The 15,708-nt window shown below is 71.8% G+C and carries 14 protein-coding genes; 6 read left to right on the top strand and 8 right to left on the bottom strand.

Annotated features, from left to right (window positions below):
* Positions 1-150: 150 nt before the first annotated feature.
* From ACTMTI_RS38490 to ACTMTI_RS38475, 4 genes are all read left to right on the top strand, one after another.
* A complete protein-coding gene (locus ACTMTI_RS38490; RefSeq protein WP_441125631.1) occupies positions 151-714 on the top strand; it encodes a CGNR zinc finger domain-containing protein in 564 nt (187 codons plus the stop codon).
* On the top strand, positions 711-1,154 hold the full coding sequence (locus ACTMTI_RS38485) for a phosphatase domain-containing protein (RefSeq protein WP_441125630.1): 444 nt from the start codon (positions 711-713) through the stop codon (positions 1,152-1,154). The genes ACTMTI_RS38490 and ACTMTI_RS38485 overlap by 4 nt, the downstream gene beginning before the upstream one ends.
* A gap of 36 nt (positions 1,155-1,190) precedes the next feature.
* A complete protein-coding gene (locus ACTMTI_RS38480) occupies positions 1,191-1,715 on the top strand; it encodes an N-acetyltransferase family protein (protein WP_441125629.1) in 525 nt (174 codons plus the stop codon).
* Between the two features lie 68 nt (positions 1,716-1,783).
* Positions 1,784-2,701 carry a TIGR04222 domain-containing membrane protein gene (locus ACTMTI_RS38475; RefSeq protein ID WP_441125628.1) on the top strand — a complete coding sequence of 306 codons (918 nt, stop codon included), beginning with the start codon at positions 1,784-1,786 and terminating at the stop codon, positions 2,699-2,701.
* 31 nt (positions 2,702-2,732) lie between these two features.
* Here ACTMTI_RS38475 and ACTMTI_RS38470 read toward each other — a convergent pair whose 3' ends face one another.
* Genes ACTMTI_RS38470 through ACTMTI_RS38460 form a run of 3 tightly spaced genes read right to left on the bottom strand, consistent with a single transcriptional unit; the run spans position 2,733 to position 5,979 of the window.
* Complete coding sequence (locus ACTMTI_RS38470; protein WP_441125642.1) at positions 2,733-3,515, bottom strand: ABC transporter permease; 783 nt, start codon at positions 3,513-3,515, stop codon at positions 2,733-2,735.
* The gene (locus tag ACTMTI_RS38465; protein WP_441125627.1) at positions 3,515-4,441 is read right to left on the bottom strand and encodes an ABC transporter permease; all 927 of its coding nucleotides are present in this window, start codon (positions 4,439-4,441) and stop codon (positions 3,515-3,517) included. The genes ACTMTI_RS38470 and ACTMTI_RS38465 overlap by 1 nt, the downstream gene beginning before the upstream one ends.
* A complete protein-coding gene (locus ACTMTI_RS38460) occupies positions 4,438-5,979 on the bottom strand; it encodes an ABC transporter substrate-binding protein (RefSeq protein ID WP_441125626.1) in 1,542 nt (513 codons plus the stop codon). Before ACTMTI_RS38460 ends, ACTMTI_RS38465 begins: the two co-directional genes overlap by 4 nt.
* Positions 5,980-6,151: 172 nt before the next feature.
* Here ACTMTI_RS38460 and ACTMTI_RS38455 point away from each other — a divergent pair, with 172 nt between their 5' ends.
* Positions 6,152-6,934 carry a lytic polysaccharide monooxygenase auxiliary activity family 9 protein gene (locus tag ACTMTI_RS38455; protein ID WP_441125625.1) on the top strand — a complete coding sequence of 261 codons (783 nt, stop codon included), beginning with the start codon at positions 6,152-6,154 and terminating at the stop codon, positions 6,932-6,934.
* 74 nt (positions 6,935-7,008) lie between these two features.
* Here the strand turns inward: ACTMTI_RS38455 and ACTMTI_RS38450 are convergent, their stop codons facing one another.
* Positions 7,009-8,787 carry a PA14 domain-containing protein gene (locus ACTMTI_RS38450; RefSeq protein ID WP_441125624.1) on the bottom strand — a complete coding sequence of 593 codons (1,779 nt, stop codon included), beginning with the start codon at positions 8,785-8,787 and terminating at the stop codon, positions 7,009-7,011.
* A 319-nt stretch (positions 8,788-9,106) separates the two neighbouring features.
* Here ACTMTI_RS38450 and ACTMTI_RS38445 point away from each other — a divergent pair, with 319 nt between their 5' ends.
* Positions 9,107-9,310, top strand: a complete 204-nt coding sequence (locus tag ACTMTI_RS38445; RefSeq protein ID WP_441125623.1) for a cold-shock protein — start codon at positions 9,107-9,109, stop codon at positions 9,308-9,310.
* A gap of 84 nt (positions 9,311-9,394) precedes the next feature.
* Here ACTMTI_RS38445 and ACTMTI_RS38440 read toward each other — a convergent pair whose 3' ends face one another.
* The 4 genes from ACTMTI_RS38440 to ACTMTI_RS38425 form a co-directional block, all read right to left on the bottom strand.
* A complete protein-coding gene (locus ACTMTI_RS38440; RefSeq protein WP_441125622.1) occupies positions 9,395-10,345 on the bottom strand; it encodes a metallophosphoesterase in 951 nt (316 codons plus the stop codon).
* 76 nt (positions 10,346-10,421) lie between these two features.
* The gene (locus ACTMTI_RS38435) at positions 10,422-10,547 is read right to left on the bottom strand and encodes a hypothetical protein (protein WP_263008709.1); all 126 of its coding nucleotides are present in this window, start codon (positions 10,545-10,547) and stop codon (positions 10,422-10,424) included.
* Between the two features lie 102 nt (positions 10,548-10,649).
* On the bottom strand, positions 10,650-14,906 hold the full coding sequence (locus tag ACTMTI_RS38430) for an HAD-IC family P-type ATPase (RefSeq protein WP_441125621.1): 4,257 nt from the start codon (positions 14,904-14,906) through the stop codon (positions 10,650-10,652).
* 70 nt (positions 14,907-14,976) lie between these two features.
* A complete protein-coding gene (locus ACTMTI_RS38425; protein WP_441125620.1) occupies positions 14,977-15,693 on the bottom strand; it encodes a hypothetical protein in 717 nt (238 codons plus the stop codon).
* Positions 15,694-15,708: the final 15 nt, after the last annotated feature.

The raw sequence follows: 15,708 nt of genomic DNA, 5'->3' as shown, positions 1-15,708 counted from the left end.
CACTCACCAGCGGAGACCACATCCGACCGCGCCAGGCCATCCCCTACTACCTGGGAAAACAGGATGGAACTCTGTCATAGAGAAACACCGATGTTCGCTGTAAGGGTTATAGCTCGCCTATACCGGTTACATCATGGTAGAACGTCGGGCGTGAACATCTCCATCACCGACTACGCGGTGGGCGCGACGGTGGCGACCGAGCTGGTCAACACCTCGCCCACCGTGCGGGCCGCTGAAGCCCTCCCCTGCCCGGGAGCGCTGGCGGCCTTCCTGGCCGAGCACGGCGTACCGCTCGTCCCCGAGAGCGACGACCTGCACCAGGTGCACCTCCTGCGCCGGGAGGTCCGCGTGATCATGGAGGCCGAGACCGAGGAGCACGTCGTCGCGGGCGCGAACGTGCTGGCCAAGCGTGCCGGTCTCGCCCCGGTGCTGCGCCGCGGGTCCGGCGGCCGGTGGCAGTGGTACGTCCCGACCGCGCCGGGCGCGCCGCTCGCCGGCGAACTCGCCGCGCTCATCGGCGTCGGCCTGCTCGGCGCCGTCCGGGCGCTGGGCCACGAGCGCTTCCGCGCCTGCGCCGCGCCGGGCTGCCGCGGGGTCTTCGTCGACACCAGCCGGGCGGGGCGGCGTTCGTACTGCATGCCGGATCTGTGCGGCAACCGCGTCAACGTCGCGAGCCACCGCGCCCGGCAGCGCACCGAGAGCTGGGTCTCATGAGCGGCTCCACTCTCGCGGGCGCCATCCGCCTTCCTGACGGCTCCTGGGTGCGCGGCCGCGGCCTGCGCCGTCCACTCCCCGCTGGGCCGGTGCCCGACTTCGGCCTCTACCTGGGGTCCGGCCGGCTGCGTCGCCGCTTCGACGGGGCGTTGCCGTGGCCGCACGAGTGGATCGAGTGGCCCGACTTCCTGCTGCCCCGCGACCGGGAACTGGCCATCCGGCACATCAGGGCGCTGCACGAGCGGGCGCGGGCGGGGGCTGCGGTCGAGGTCGCCTGCGGGGGCGGCGTGGGCCGTACCGGCACCGTCATCGCCTGCTTGGCCATTCTGTCCGGCCTGGACCCGGCGGACGCCGTCGCCTGGACGCGGCGGCACCACCACTCCCGAGCCGTTGAGACACCCTGGCAACGTCGCTGGGTGACCAGGAGTATTACACTTTAATGTAATCGAGTTTCGCTATAGAGAAAGGCGATCGTTGTGGCGCTCTCCCAGGTCGTCGTCCGGCCGGCGGTTCCCGCGGACCTGAAGGCCATCGCCGAGATCAACGCCCACTACGTCACCAACACCGTGATCACCTTCGAGGAGACCCCGCCGACCATCGCCGACTGGCAGCGGCGGCTGGACGACCTGGCCGGGCGCGGCCTGCCGTTCCTCGTGGCCGACCTGGACGGCGAGGTGGCCGGGTACGCCTACGCCGGCCCCTGGCGCCCCAAGCCGGCCTACCGGCACACCGTGGAGGACTCGATCTATCTCGCCCCCGGCAACACCGGCAGGGGGCTGGGCAAGGCGCTGCTGGGGGCACTGGTGGCCGAGTCGAGCGCGGCCGGGATGCGGCGGATGATCGCGGTCGTCGCCGACACCGGCGATGACAGCTCGGCCGCGCTGCACCGCCGTTTCGGCTTCGCCGAGGCCGGTCGGCTGAGCGGCGTCGGCTACAAGCACGGCCGCTGGATCGACACCGTGCTCATGCAGCGGTCCCTGGCCCCGGAAGGCGACGGGTAGCCGACGGCGGCGTTCAAGGAACCTTTATCTCCGGCTTATGCGTTGATACGGAACACGGGGAGGTGCGAATGGACGTTGTTCTGGCAATGCTGTCGGTGCTCTTGGGGGCGGTCACCGTTGGCGCGATTCTCACCGCGGAGTTATCTCGGGCCCGGGCCCGCTCGAGGCTGGGCGGCCTGCGGGACGTCGACCTCGGCCACTACGAGATCGCCTACCTCGCGGGCGGTCCCGCGCGGGTGGCGGACGTCGCGATCGGACTGCTGGCCGGGGAGGGTGAGATCCGCGTTTCCCGGGGAGGCAAACTGCACCAGGTCTCCACCGCCGTGTCCGCGGGATACCCGGTGGAGGAGAGAGTGCTCGCCATCGTGGCCAAGGGGCCGGGCTCATCGGTCGTCCGGGTCAAGCGGAGCGTGGCGGAGAGCGCGGAGGTCGCCGAGATCAGGGACCGGCTCGTCGGCCTGGGCCTGCTCGTCAACCCCCGGGGCACGGCCGGTTTCCGCGTCTCATATGACGTGCTGAAGATGATCCCGATGGTGGCCGCCGCCGCCGTAGCGATCAATGTGATCTACATGATGGTTCAAAGGTCGCCGGCGCTCAGCGTGGCCGCCTTGGCGGGATTCGGCGCGAGCTGGCTGGTGGCCAGAAAAGCCGGCTCCCTCTACGTCAAGAACCGGCCGGTCACGCTCGGCCGGACGGGCCGCTACCAGTTGGAGAAGGCCCGCCAGGCGCATCCGTACGGCGTCGTCACCGACATGGTCGCCATGCCGCTCGCGCTCTACGGGCTGAGCCATCTCGGCGACCCCGACCTGGCCGCCGAGCTCAGCAAGCGGTCGATCCCGGACGGCCACCGCTACCCGGCCGACGCCGGCGGACCGAGAGCCAACAGCGGATCCCCCACCCCAAGGGAGAGCGACGGCGCAGGCAGCAGCTGCGCGAGCGGAAGCTGCGGTGGCGGCGGGTGCGGCGGCGGCGGCGGAGGGAGCTGACCGCGGTTGAGCACGCCGGCCGCATCGCAGATCAGCTCATCCGGGGCCGGCGGCGGGCGTCGGCCAGGAGCGCCACCGCCAAGCCGGTCGTGGCCAGGGCGAGGGCGGGCACGATCGCCAGGCGGGGCGCGGCGACCAGGAGCGGCGTGGCCTCACCGACCATGCCGCCCCAGTCGGTCACGGGCGGGGGCAGCCCGATCCCGAGGAAGCCGAGCGAGGTGACCGCGATCAGCGTCCTGGCGAAGTCCGCGGTGGCGACCGTGAGCACGGGCCCGGCGATGTGCGGGCCGATCGCCCGGCGCAGCAGGTAGTACGGCGAGGCGCCCATGCCCCGCGCGGCGAGTACGAACCCCGACGTGGCCACCCGCCTGGTCGCGGTGTGCGCGACGAGAGCGCAACTCACCCAGCCGAACGGGACCAGCGCGGCCGGCACGGTCGCCGGCCCCGGCGGCAGCACGCCCGCCAGCGCGATCGCGAGCGTGAGCCCGGGCAGCGCGAGCGCCACGGAGGCGGCGAACCGCAGCAGCCGCTCCGGCGCCCCGCCCGCCAGCCCGGCCGCCGCGCCGAGGATCGTGCCGAGCGCCGTGGTGACCACGGTGACCGCGAGCGCGACCAGCAGGGAGACGGTCCCGGCCGCGGCCGTCCTGGTGAGCAGGTCGCGGCCGAGCTGATCGGTGCCGAGCCAGTGCCGCGCGTCCGGCGGCAGCAGGGCCTGCGCGGGATCGGGCAGGTACGGGTCGTACGGCGACAGGACCGGCGTGAGCCCGCAGCCCACCACGACCACCGCCAGCAGCACGATGCCGACGCGGCTCATCACGGCCGCCGCACCCGGGGATCCGCCGCCGTGACACACAGGTCCGCCAGCGCCAGCAGCAACACGGTCGCGGCGCCGATGACCAGCACGTACGCCTGCACCACCGGAATGTCCCGCTGCCTGATCGCCGTGATCGCCAGTTGTCCCAGCCCGGGCCAGGAGAACAGCGTCTCCACCACCACGGCCCCCGCCAGCAGGTCGGCGGCCATCATGGCGGCCGCCGTGATCGCGTTCGGCGCGGCCAGGCGCAACGCGTGCACCGCCACGGCACGGCGGGCCGCCAGCCCCTTCGCGGCGGCCAGCTTGACGAACGGCAGCCGTACCGCGTCGATCAGGTCCGCTCGCAGCAGCCGCAGCAGCGTGGCGGCGCCCGCCAGGCCGAGAGTGAGCGCCGGCAGGATAACGGCGGCCGGGCTGCCGTCGCCGCCCGTGGGCAGTGCGCGCAGCCCCACCGCGAACACGCTGACCAGCAACATCCCCACGATGTACGGCGGGACGCCGGCGAGCGTCACCATCACGGCGGCGACGGCCCGGTTGCCCAGGCCTCGCGGCCGGAAGGCGGCATGGAGCGCGGCCGGCACGGCGAGCACCACCGCGACCAGCGCCGCCGCGCCCGCCAGTCGTGCCGTGGCCGGGACGCGGGCAAGGATCTCGCCCGCCACCGGCGACCGGTCGGCGTAGGAGGACCCGAGGTCGCCGCGGAGCACGTCACCCAGCCACCGCACGTACCGTTCGAGCAGCGGCCGATCCAGCCCGAGTTCGGCCCGCAGTGCCGCCACGCTGGCCGCGCTCGGCTGGATCCCGCCACGGCGCAGGATCTCCTCGGCCGGATCGCCGGGCGCCAGCGAGGTCAGCAGGAAGGCCAGCACGGACAGCACCAGCAGCACGAGCAACGTCTCGGAGGCACGCCGCAGCAGTAACCTCACCGCGACGGCGTCAGCTTGCCCAGATCCACGACATACGCCGAATTCTGCACCACTCCGCCGACCTTCTCCGTGGTCACGATGGGATTGTCCTGGTACGCCAGCGGGATCATCGGCCGGTCGTCCGCCAGCAGCCGCTGGATCCGGTGGTACAGCTCCCGCCGCCGGGCCGGCTCCACCTCCGCGGCGGCCTGGTCGACGAGCTTGTCGAACTCCTCGCTGCGGTAGCCGAGCTTGCGCTCGACGTTCCAGGACGCGTCGGAGCGCAGGAACCGGCGGAACAGGTAGTCGGCGTCGCCGTTGGGCACGCTGTACGCGCTGAGGAAGATGTCGTAGTCGCCGGCCTCCATCACCGACTTTGTCGCCTCGGCGACCGTCACCTTCGCCGGCATTCCCACCTGCTCCAGGGCGGCCCGCAACACCTCGGCGATGTCGGTGTAGGGGAACTGGCCGGTCTCGGCCGACGAGATCAGGATCGTGACCGGCGCGGCGGGCGGCCCCGCGGTCTCGACCAGCTTGCGGGCTTTCGCCGGGTCGTAGGCGGCGGCGACGCCGGGATCGGACAGTTCGCCGAAGGCCGGGGACAGGAACGCCGCACCGGGCCGCGCCGTGCCCGCGAGCAGCTTGTCCGCGATCGTCCTCCGGTCGATGGCCAGCTCCGCGGCCTCGCGCAGCCGCGGGTCGGAGAACGGCTCCCGCGAGCCGTTGAAGGTCAGGTAGTGCGTCAGCGCCGAAGGCGTGCGCACCACCCGGAACCGGTCGTCCGCGGCGACCGCCGCGACCTGCCCGGACAGCAGCGCGCCCTTGTCGACCAGTCCGTCCACCTCACCGGCCCGCAACGCGGCCACCCGGGCGTTGGCGTCCGGGATCACCTTGACGACGATCTTCTGGTACGGCGGGGCGCCGCCGTGGTAGTGAGGGTTCGCCGCGAGCTCGGCCTGCTGTCCCTTGACCCATTTGACCAGCGTGTACGGCCCCGTCCCCACCGGGTTGCCGGCGAAGTCGCCCGTCGCGGTGAACGCCTTCGGCGACTGCACCATGCTGTAGAAGCCCGCCAGCCGCCCCGGCAGGTCGGCCACCGGCTCGCGCAGCACGAACACCACCTTGCCGTCTTCGGCCCGTACGTCGGCCAGCTTGCCGTAGGCCACCTCCATGCCGGCGTCGAGGCTGAAGAAGGCCGACTGCCTCGGCGCCATCTGGCGGAAGCGCCGGACGTTGGCGACCACCGCGTCGGCCGTCAGCGGTGTTCCGTCGCTGAATCGCACCCCGTCGCGCAGGGTGAACGTCCAGCGCTTGCCGCCGTCGGCGCCGGCCCACGCGGTGGCGAGCGCGGGCACCGGCCGCAACTTGTCGTCCACGGTCACCAGCGGCTCCCACACCTGGAGCGTCTGGTGCGTGAAATACGGATCCTGGGGGCCCGCGACCAGGTCGCGCGGGGCCGCCAGGGTGAGCCGGCCGGCCTCTTGCTCCGCGGACTCCCCGCTGCCGCAGCCCGTCACCGCTAACAGCATGGCCAGCACGATCGCGGCTCGTCGTCGCACGTTGTCTCCCCTCGCCGTCCACCAGTGCGCAACGATAACGGTTTTCAACTTGGTTGGGAATTCAGGTCGGTGGTCGCGGGCGTCGTCATGGCCCATGCGGGGGCCGATCTGGGGACTCGTTGGCTGAACCAGCGCGGCCGGGCGGCCGTACCTCGCTGTGGAGGTGGGCCACATGCGGCGCTGGATCATGGGTTTAGGTGTCGGGCTGGGGCTGGCGACGGTGCTGACGGCCGCGCCGGCGGGTGCGCACGGCGCGCTGGAGAGCCCGCTCAGCAGGGCGGCGGCCTGCGGCGCGGAGAGCCCGCTGGCGGCCAGGCCGGCGGCCTGCCGCGCGGCCGCGGCGGTGAGCGGAACGGCCATGCCCGCCGATTGGGACAATCTCCGGGTCGCGAACGTCGCGGGCAGGGACCGCAAGATGATCCCCGACGGCAAACTGTGCAGCGGCGGGATCCCCGGCTTCAAGGGCCTCGACCTGGCCCGCGCCGACTGGCCCGCCACCAGGCTGAAGCCCGGAGCCGGCTTCACCTTCAAGTACCGCGGCACCATCCCGCACAAAGGCACCTTCCGGCTGTACGTCACGAAGGACGGCTACGACCCCACCAAGCCGCTGAAGTGGTCCGACCTGGAAAGCAAGCCCTTCCTCAAGGCCACCGACCCGAAGCTGGCGGACGGCTCGTACGCCATCAAGGGCCGCCTCCCCGCCGGCCGGACCGGCCGCCACCTGATCTACACGATCTGGCAGAACACCGATACGCCGGACACCTATTACTCCTGCTCCGACGTGGTCTTCAGCAAGCCCAGCGCCCAGCCCCGGCCCGCGATCGTCCACCAGTCCACCCCTGGCAGCGGCCCCTATTGGCTGACCGGCGCGGCGTCCGTGCTCGGGGTGGGCGCCGGAGCGACGGGCTTCCTCATCGCCCGGGCCCGCCGCGGCCGCCGCAACTGGACGCTGTAGCCCGCGCCGCCGCCTGACCGCCCCGCGGCGGGCGCCGGCCGCGGCGTGGTCACGTCGCGGCCGGCGCTCGTGGCTTACCCGGCGATCAGCTTCGCGGCCGGGATGGTCTGGCGGGGGAGGTTGGGGCTGGACCAGTGGAGCTGGGCGATGGCGTCGTACCCGCTGTCGTAGAACTCCATCTTGATGTCATGCGCTCCTGCGGTCAGCGCGATCTGCCCGCTGTCGTCGCGCTTGGAGTGGTCCGTCCAGTTGTTCACGAGGAGCGTGCCGTCCACCCAGAGCCGCACGCCGTCGTCGCTCGTGGTGATGAACGTGTAGGTGTCCGCACGATCCGCGATCACCTTCCCCGTCCAGCGCACGCTGAACGTGTCGGGCGACACCGCCGGGTCCGGGGCGTTCATGCCCCAGTCGAAGTTCACGCCGGGGTCGATCCTGGTGACCTTGGGGGCGGTCAGGTCGGCGTTGTCGAAGTAGGTCGCGGACAGGCCCTGCTGATCGATGACCAGGGTTGTGGCCGTGCCCGGCGGGAGCGTGAGCTTGGTGGCGCCGTTCGCGATGGCGGCGGTGCCGGTGTGGTGCGGGGCCCACGCGTCGGCGGTGCTCTGCCAGATCGCGGCGGTGCCCGCCGTCAGGCCGGTGAACGCGAACGTGGTGTCGAGCGGCTCGGCGCCGACGTTGACGAGGACGACGTTCTTGGCCTTGTCCGAGGCGAACACGTGCAGCCGCGGGTCGCTGGCCGTCGCCTGCACCATGGTGGTGCCGAACGGCCTGAACAGGCTCTCGCCGGTGAACATGCCGATGCCGTGGTAGATGGGCAGCGGCTCGTTGCGCGGCACGCCGCCTTCGCCCTTCTCGCTGGTCAGGCCGAGCTGGCCGTTCTTGTCGCCGTACTGGTAGGCGGAACCCCCGGCGTGCAGGATCTGGCCGAGCGCCGCCGCACCCCACAGGGTGTTGAAATGGGTCAGCGTACGGTGGCCGTCGTCGTCCCGATGGTCGGAGTTGAACTCGCCGATCTGGATGTCGATCTTCCGGCCCAGCACGGACTCGGCGAGCTCGCGCACCTGGTTCATCTCGGTCTCGTAGCCGCGGATGACGTCCCCGAGCAGGTATTCGTCGGTGACGATCTCGTCGCCGTTGCCGTAGTCGTGGTAGTCGAGGAAGTCGACGCGATCCCGCGAGCCCTCAAGGAACGTCTTGATGTATTCGAGGTGGTTCCAGGCCGTGGCGGGGCCGCCGACCTTCACCGCCGCGTCCTTCGCGCGAAGGGCGTCGGTGATCATGTTGAACCGTCGGCTGTACTCCGATGCCGACATTTCCGGCTTTTCTGGCGTGCATGTGCAGTTGAGCTCATTGCCCAGAATGAACCGCCGTACCGGCTGGCCCGAGGCGGCGAAGTGCTCGTAGAGCGCCACCGCGTCATCGCGGTTCACCTCGGCGCTCTGGCGGGCGTCCACCTGCAGGATGACGACCGGCTCCGCGCCCAGGTCGCGGATGGCCGCGATCCAGGCATCGCCCGAGACCTCCGTGGCGCACTTGTAGCCGCCGCAGATGATCGGGCTGGCGTGGTTCCCCGGCTCCTGGTAGTGCAGCTCTATACGGATCCGCCCGGCTTTCAGCTTGCGCAGGTGCTCGCGGTGCTGGGCGTTGTTCGTAATGTACGCGCCCTCGCCGTACCCCGTGATGCCGATGCCGTAGTCGGTGGGGGACAGCGTGCGAATCGGCCGGGTGAAGTCCACCGAGACGGCCGTGGCCGCGGCTGCCTGCGCCGGCTCGCCGGCCGGCCAGAATGCCGCGGTGGCGGCCAGGCCGGCCGCGAACACGGCATGGAGCGCGCGACGCGCTAACAGAGTCATCCTTCTCCTGTCACAAGGTCAAAAGATCCAACGGATGATGACATGAACAGATGACGAAGGAGTGAACTTTTGAGAAGGGCCGCACGCGGCCGACGCCGCCGAGGCAAGAGCGCAAGAAAGTCGCCTCACATCCTGGCGTTCATGAGGCTCGTATGTGGTAGCGTGATGATGTTGCAGTTTTGGTACCCATGAATTACGTGTGCGCCTGACGGTATGTAGCGTCGGGCGCATTTCTTGTTTCGCCGGTCATTTCCGGATGGGTCATTGCGGCGACATAGGGGCCCGCGAGGTGCGGGTTCCGGCCTTAAAGGAGATCGATATGGCGACCGGCACCGTCAAGTGGTTCAACGCCGAAAAGGGCTTCGGTTTCATCGAGCAGGACGGCGGCGGCGCCGACGTCTTCGCCCACTACTCCAACATCGCTGGCCAGGGCTACCGCGAGCTGCGGGAAGGCCAGAAGGTGAGCTTCGACATCACGCAGGGCCAGAAGGGCCCGCAGGCGGAGAACATCATCCCCGCCTGACGGCGGATGCCTCGAACGGGTTCGGTCCTCAGTGAGGGCCGGACCCGTTTCGCGTCCGGGCGGCTGCCGGCTCCCTGGGACCGCTCAGCCGGCTGATACCTGCTGCGGCTGCCAGGAGAAGACGGTGGATGACTTGGGGTCGGCGGTGACGCGCAGCCAGTGGGCGGCGGTGTCGCCGTACGTTTCCAGGCGGGTCAGGTTGGACACGCCGGCGTAGCCGGGCTCCACCTCGTAGACGTGCTCGTCACCGTGCGCGAGGACGACCGGCTTGCCGTAGGCCCGCGCCAGCTCCACGATGCGGGCCCGGATCTCGGTGAACCCGGGGGTGTCCAGGGGTTCGGCCTGCATCAGCAGCAGTACGCCCGGCGCCTGGGTGCGGCTCGCGACGGCGAAGGCGTTGTCGATCCAGTCCAGCGCGGCGGCCTTGCGCGCCTCGAACTCGGCCAGCCGCTCCGCCGGGCGGTCGCCGCCGGGCAACTGGCTCCACGGAGCCAGGTCGTTCTCGCTGCCGACCACGTGCACAGTCGCGAAGACCACGCCGGCCCGGGTGAAGAGCACGTTCTCCCGGTAGTCGCGGTGGCGGGGATCGCGGGCCTGGGTCCGCACGCCCATGGGATGCCCGCCGAGAGTACGTCCCGCGACGGGGTAGAAGATCCGGCGGACCGCCTCCAGCCGCTCGGTCGGGACGTAGCCGCCGGCGGCCGTGCGGTGGCAGTCGGTCCACTCGTTGTCGCCCGGCGTCAGCACGAACGGGTCGTCGAAGGTGGCGAACAGCCCGGCCAGCGTGGTGAAGCGGGCGTCGTCGCAGGTGGACGAGCCGTTCTTGACGTCACCGGCGTGGAGCACGAAACGTACGTCCGCGTCAGCGTCGATGGACTCGACCAGGTTCGGGAACGCGGCCTGCTGGGCGTCGCCGTACGGGGTGTCCCCGATCAGGGCGAAGGTGACGGCGGGGCTGGGATCCGCGTGCGCCGCGCCGGACGGCACGACCAGCGACGAGGCGATGAGGGTGGCCAAAAACAGAGATTTGCGCATGCGCGAATCTCAGCAAGCGGTGGACACCACCCGATGACGCCGAACCGACGGCACGGAGAACCCTGACGAACGACTGCTAGGCGAGCCGGAGCCCGGCGGGCTGGATGATCGACGCGGCGAGGCTCTGGACGAAGCGCGTGATCAGCGCTTCGAGCAGCATCATGGCGGCCTTGGCGAGCAACGAGGCCAGGAACTCGGACAACTCTCTACCTCACGGGGTCAGAACTACACTTAAGGACATATTTCGGCACAAACGTGTATATAAGGGTATGGCCAAAATGTCCATAGGGTGAACAGCCCGTGACTATCGCGTGCTTGACCGCTCGATCATCCTGGCCACCAGCGCCGCGGCCGCCGCGCAGCCCAGCCCGATGCCCCAGCCGAACGGGCCGATCGGGCGGCAGCCGAAGAGCTGGCTGAGGAAGGGCACCGAGATGATCACGCCGAGCGCGGCCAGCGACGACACCGCGGCCAGCACCACCATACGGTCCCGCCCGCCCAGCACCAGAGTCTGCACCAACTGGGCCCCCACCAGACCGATGAGCCCGACGGTGTCCGCCCGGCCCCGGGTCCCGGTCACCCGCGCGAGCAGCCACGCCGCGCCCGCCGCCGCCGCCGTGGTCACCGCCCGCAGATAGATGTCCCTGGTCAGCGCGGCGCCGAGCGAGGCCTCCGGCCCTTCGGCGAGCAGCCGCTCGGGACTGGCGGCGCTGGGCGGCCGGATGGCCACCGCCATCGCCGGCAGCATGTCGGTGAGCAGGTTGACCAGCAGGAGCTGGCGGGCGTTCAGCGCGCTGCGGCCGGTGAGCAGGCTGGATCCGAGCGTGAAGGCGATCTCGCCGATGTTGCCGCCGAGCAGGATGCCGAGCGCGTCGCGGACGGAGGCCCACATGCCCCGGCCCTCGACGATCGCATCGATGATCGTCTCGATGCGATCGTCGATCATGACGATGTCGGCGGCGGCCTTGGTGGCGGGGGCGGCGTGCGACCCGATGGAGATCCCCACGTCGGCGAGGCGGATCGCGGGCACGTCGTTGGCGCCGTCGCCGGTCACGGCCACGACCTTCTCCGCCTTCCGCAGGCTGGTGACGATCCGTGCCTTGTGCTCGGGCGTGACCCGGGCGAAGACCGCCACTTCCGACAGCGCCTCGGTCAGGGCGTCGTCGTCCAGCTCTTCCAGCTCGGGGCCGGTCATCACGCGCAGGCCGTTCAGCGCGCCGATCTCCGCCGCGATGGCCTCCGCCGTGCTGGGGTGATCGCCGGTGATCATGACGACCCGTACGCCGGCCCGCATGAGCCTCTCCACGCTGCGCTTGGCGGTCGGGCGTACCGGGTCGGCCAAGCCGAGAAACCCGAGGAAGCGCAGGTCCTGAATACGGGACTCGTCCAGGTCGGCGCGGCTGGAGGCGGGCCGCTCGGCGACGGCGAGCACGCGGTAGCCCCGCAGGGCCAGCCGGTTCACCTCCTGCTCCAGCCGCTTCCTGATCTCGTCGTCCAGCGGCACGGTCTTCCCGTCCATGACGATGCTCGTGGACCGGGTGAGCACGATCTCGGGAGCGCCCTTGACGCTCAGCAACTGTCCGGACTCGGACCGGCCGAGCACGGCGTGGTAGCCGCGGGCCGGTTCGAAGGGCAGCTCGTCCACGCGCTGCCAGGTCCGCAGCCCGTCCCGGGGAGTGACGCCGAGCTGCTCGGCGCCGTCCACGATCGCGCGGTCGGTGGGGTGCGGGATGGCGCGCCCGCCCTCGAACCTGGGCCCCGCGCGCAGCGCCGCGCCCACGATCGCGCGCAGCTCCGGCGCGGCCTCCTCCACCGCCTGCTCGACCTGGCCGTTCGAGACCCGGCGCAGGCTGATGTGGCCTTCCGTGAGCGTCCCGGTCTTGTCGAAGCAGAGCACGTCCACCCGGCCGAGCGCCTCGATCGTGGACGGGTTGCGTACCAGCGTGTTGTGGGCCGACAGCCGTTTGGCCGAGGCGAGCTCGGCCACGGTGGCGACGAACGGCAGCCCTTCGGGGACCGCCGCCACCGTCATGCTCACCGCCGGGGCGAGCGCCTGGGACAGCGTCGAGCCGCGGACCAGCTCGACGGCCATCAGGACCAGGCCTGAGATGACGGAGGCCGGGAGGATCCGGCGGCTCAGCGCACGCAGCCGCAGCTCCACTCCGCTCGGCGGCGGCTTCTGCTGGGCCAGCCGGGCGGTCCTGCCCGCCTCGGTCGCCTCGCCCGTGGCCACGACCACGGCGAGGCCATGCCCGGCCGCGACGGTCGTCCCCTCGTACACCATCGAGGCGCGCTCGGCGACGGCGGACGCGGCGGTCGGCGCGGCGGTCTTGGGCACCAGCTGCGACTCGCCGGTCAGCGGCGACTCGTCGATCTCGAGCCCGGCCGCCTGGATCAGCCTCCCGTCGGCCGGTACGGCATCGCCGGCCCGCAGCTCGATCACGTCCCCCGGCACCAGTGCGTCGGCGTAGCCCGCCAGGCCGCCGGAAGGGCGGCGGAGCCGTACCCGGACGGCGGTGGTCTCGGTGAGGCGGTGCAGCGCCCGGCCCGCGCCCCGGCGCTGAGCGCCGCCGAGCAGCGCGTCCACCACGATCACGCCGCCGATCAGCACGGCGTCGAGCACCGAGCCGAACGCGGCCGACACGCCGGCCCCCGTGGCCAGCACCGGAGTGAGCGGATTGGCCAGCTCGTGCACGGACGCGCTGGCCAGGGACTCAGGCCCCGCGGTCGCGGGACGGGCCGTGGCCGTCCCGCGGCGTTTCGCCTCCGCCTCGGTGAGCCCGTCGGGCGAGGTCTCGAGCCTGGCCATGACGTCGCGGGCGGCCATGGCGTGCCAGGGAGTGTGGTCGGCGCGGATCGGCGGAGCCGCCCGTCCCACGCTCCGGCCCGTCCATTCCCCGGCCACGAGCGCGGCCAGCGTCGCCAGATCACGCACCAGGTGGGCGCGCCGGACCGCGGTCGCAGCCGGGCCGAGGAACGCGAGCCCGGTGCCGGCGACCGAGCCTGCGGCCGCCACGCACACGGCCCGCACGCTCGCCCTCCTGGCCGCCGGAAGGCAGCGGAGCAGGAGGTGAACGCCGTCGAAGTCGCCCATCACATCGGCGTCCCACGGAACCCGCCGGGCCCCGTCGAGCACGCCGATGCCCAGGTCCGCCTGCCGCAGCCCGCGCCGCCCGCGCCGCGACACCACGGCCACGCCGTGCCCCTCCGCCTGCAGCTCACGTACCGACGTGACCAGCCCGGCCCCGCCCTCGACCCGGTCCACGCCCAACCGCCGGGCGAGGCCGGGCTCCCCGCCGGCCAGGACCACTCGGCACGTCTCCTTCGGCGCCGCGACCAGCGCCTCGGCAAGGGGATGCAGCTCGCGGGCCAGGCCGACCACGGCGATCGGGATCCCATCCCGCGCCACCGTGACGGCCCTGACCTCCTGCTCGCGCCACTCCTCCGGAGTCTCCGGACTGGGCGCCGCGCTCCACCCGTCGCGCTCCCGCCGGGCCGCGGGGTCGGTGAGGTCGAGCAGCGTGTACAGCCGGGCGTGCAGGTCGTCCAGGTCCACGTCGGGGACGAGCGGGACGACGCCGTCGATCGTCCACGAACTCGTGGAGATCACGGCGGCGTCCAGGACGACGGTGTCGATGCGATCCATGCGGCGCAGGGCCTCGCGGTCCAGGACGATGGCGCCACATTTAGCGAGATAGCGTGCGACGGCGCTGGTGAAGGCGTTCCTGCCGAGGCTCGCCGCCTTGGGGATGCCCGTGATCAGCACGGACAGGCCGCGCTGGTGGCTGCGGCTGATGACCGTGGTCAGGCCCTGGGCGGCCAGCGCCGCGGCACTGGCCGCGTCGGCGTACTTCTCCACGGGCCCGCGGGGGAGCGGGGCCGGTCGCGGCAGCGTGGCGGTCCTGTTGTGGCGGTACGCGCCCGCCTCGGCGGCGAACTCCTTTTCCCGCCACTCCCAGGCCCGGCGTCCGGCGCGCGTGTCGACGTACTGGCCGGCCGCGGCGACGGAGTCGATCAGCAGCGATATGGGCCGCATGGCCAGCGTGCCCGCGACGATCCGGCTCGTCGCCAGCACCGCGTCCACGGCCGGCTTGCCGATGCGCTCCTCCAGCTCCCTGCGGACCCGCGGGGTGTGCTCGGCCAGCGCAAGGAAGGTGGGCACCGTTGGAGGCAGCCGCGGTATGCGGGCCACCGCGCCCGCCATGGCCAACCCGGTGCCGGCCAGGTGCAGGCCGAGCCCGACCGCGGCGCGGGCCTGCTGCTCCACGCCGTCGAGCACGCGGGCCGGCCCGGACGGCTCGTCTCCTTCGTCCAGCTCATCCACGATGGTGACGAGCTTGTCCACGTCGGCGGTCTCGCCGCAGGCCACGTACACGCAGCTGAGCGCCCCGTTGACCTCGGCGCGCGGCACGCCCACCGCGCGCAGCCGCTCTTCGAGAGCGCGGGCTCGTCGCTCGGTACGCGGACCGCCGATGTTCCGCAGCTCGATGCGGACTCCGCCCGGACACGGCTGAACCCGGCGGGAGCGCGGGAGGACGCTCCGCACCGGCTCGGGCAGCATGTTCAACAATGTGTCGGCGGATGGCAAGCCGAACAACGCCATCTGTCCCCCCGTCTAAAGGCGTCGCGGCTTACTTCCGCTTGCTGGTGGTGGTTCCTGAGGTGGTCTTGCGCGAGCTCTCGGTGGTTCCTGTCTTGCGCGAGCTGCCGGAGGCGGTCTTGCGCGTGCCGCCGGTGGTCTCTGCGGCGGTCTTACGCGTGCCGGCGGCCCTCGTCTTGCCGGTGGGTTCCGAGGTGGTCTTGCGGGTGCCGGCGGTGGCCCCCGAGGTGGTCTTGCGCGTGCTGGTGGGCTCCGCAGCCGCCTTGCGCGTGCTGGTGGTCCCCGAGGTGGTCTTGCGCCCGGAGGCGGGTTCCGCCATGGTCCCGGGCTTGGCGGTCGCACCACCGGTGGTGGCCGTGCCGCCCCTGCTCGGCGCGGGCGCTTGGGTCTCGCGCGGCCTGCTCGACATCGGCTGCCCTTGCCTCCGCTGACGTTGCGCGATGATCGTTCCCACGCCGATCGCGGCCGCGACCGGCCAGTCGATGGCCCCGAAGACGGCCAGCGCGCCGAGCGCTCCGTAGTAGGCGATGCGCTCGGGCGGCGGGAGGAAGGTCTTGGCGATGTCGACGTAGTGGCCGAGCTCCTGCCTGCTGACGTGCGGCATCGGGACGTTGGCTTCGAGGTGCGGCATGCGGAGTTCAGGCTGCCGGACCTCGACGCTGAGCATCGGCAGGTCGAGCGTGAGCCGCTTGGGCCCCCTCCCGTCGGATACGGCGGCGGCGCGCCCTCGCGGCTGGGTAATGGCCATGATCCCTCCTCCAAG

It is taken from the genome of Nonomuraea sp. H19, assembly GCF_052068215.1.
Taxonomy (GTDB): domain Bacteria; phylum Actinomycetota; class Actinomycetes; order Streptosporangiales; family Streptosporangiaceae; genus Nonomuraea.
The sequence above is the reverse complement of the archived record's forward strand: the minus strand, read 5'-3'. Positions and strand labels throughout refer to the sequence as shown.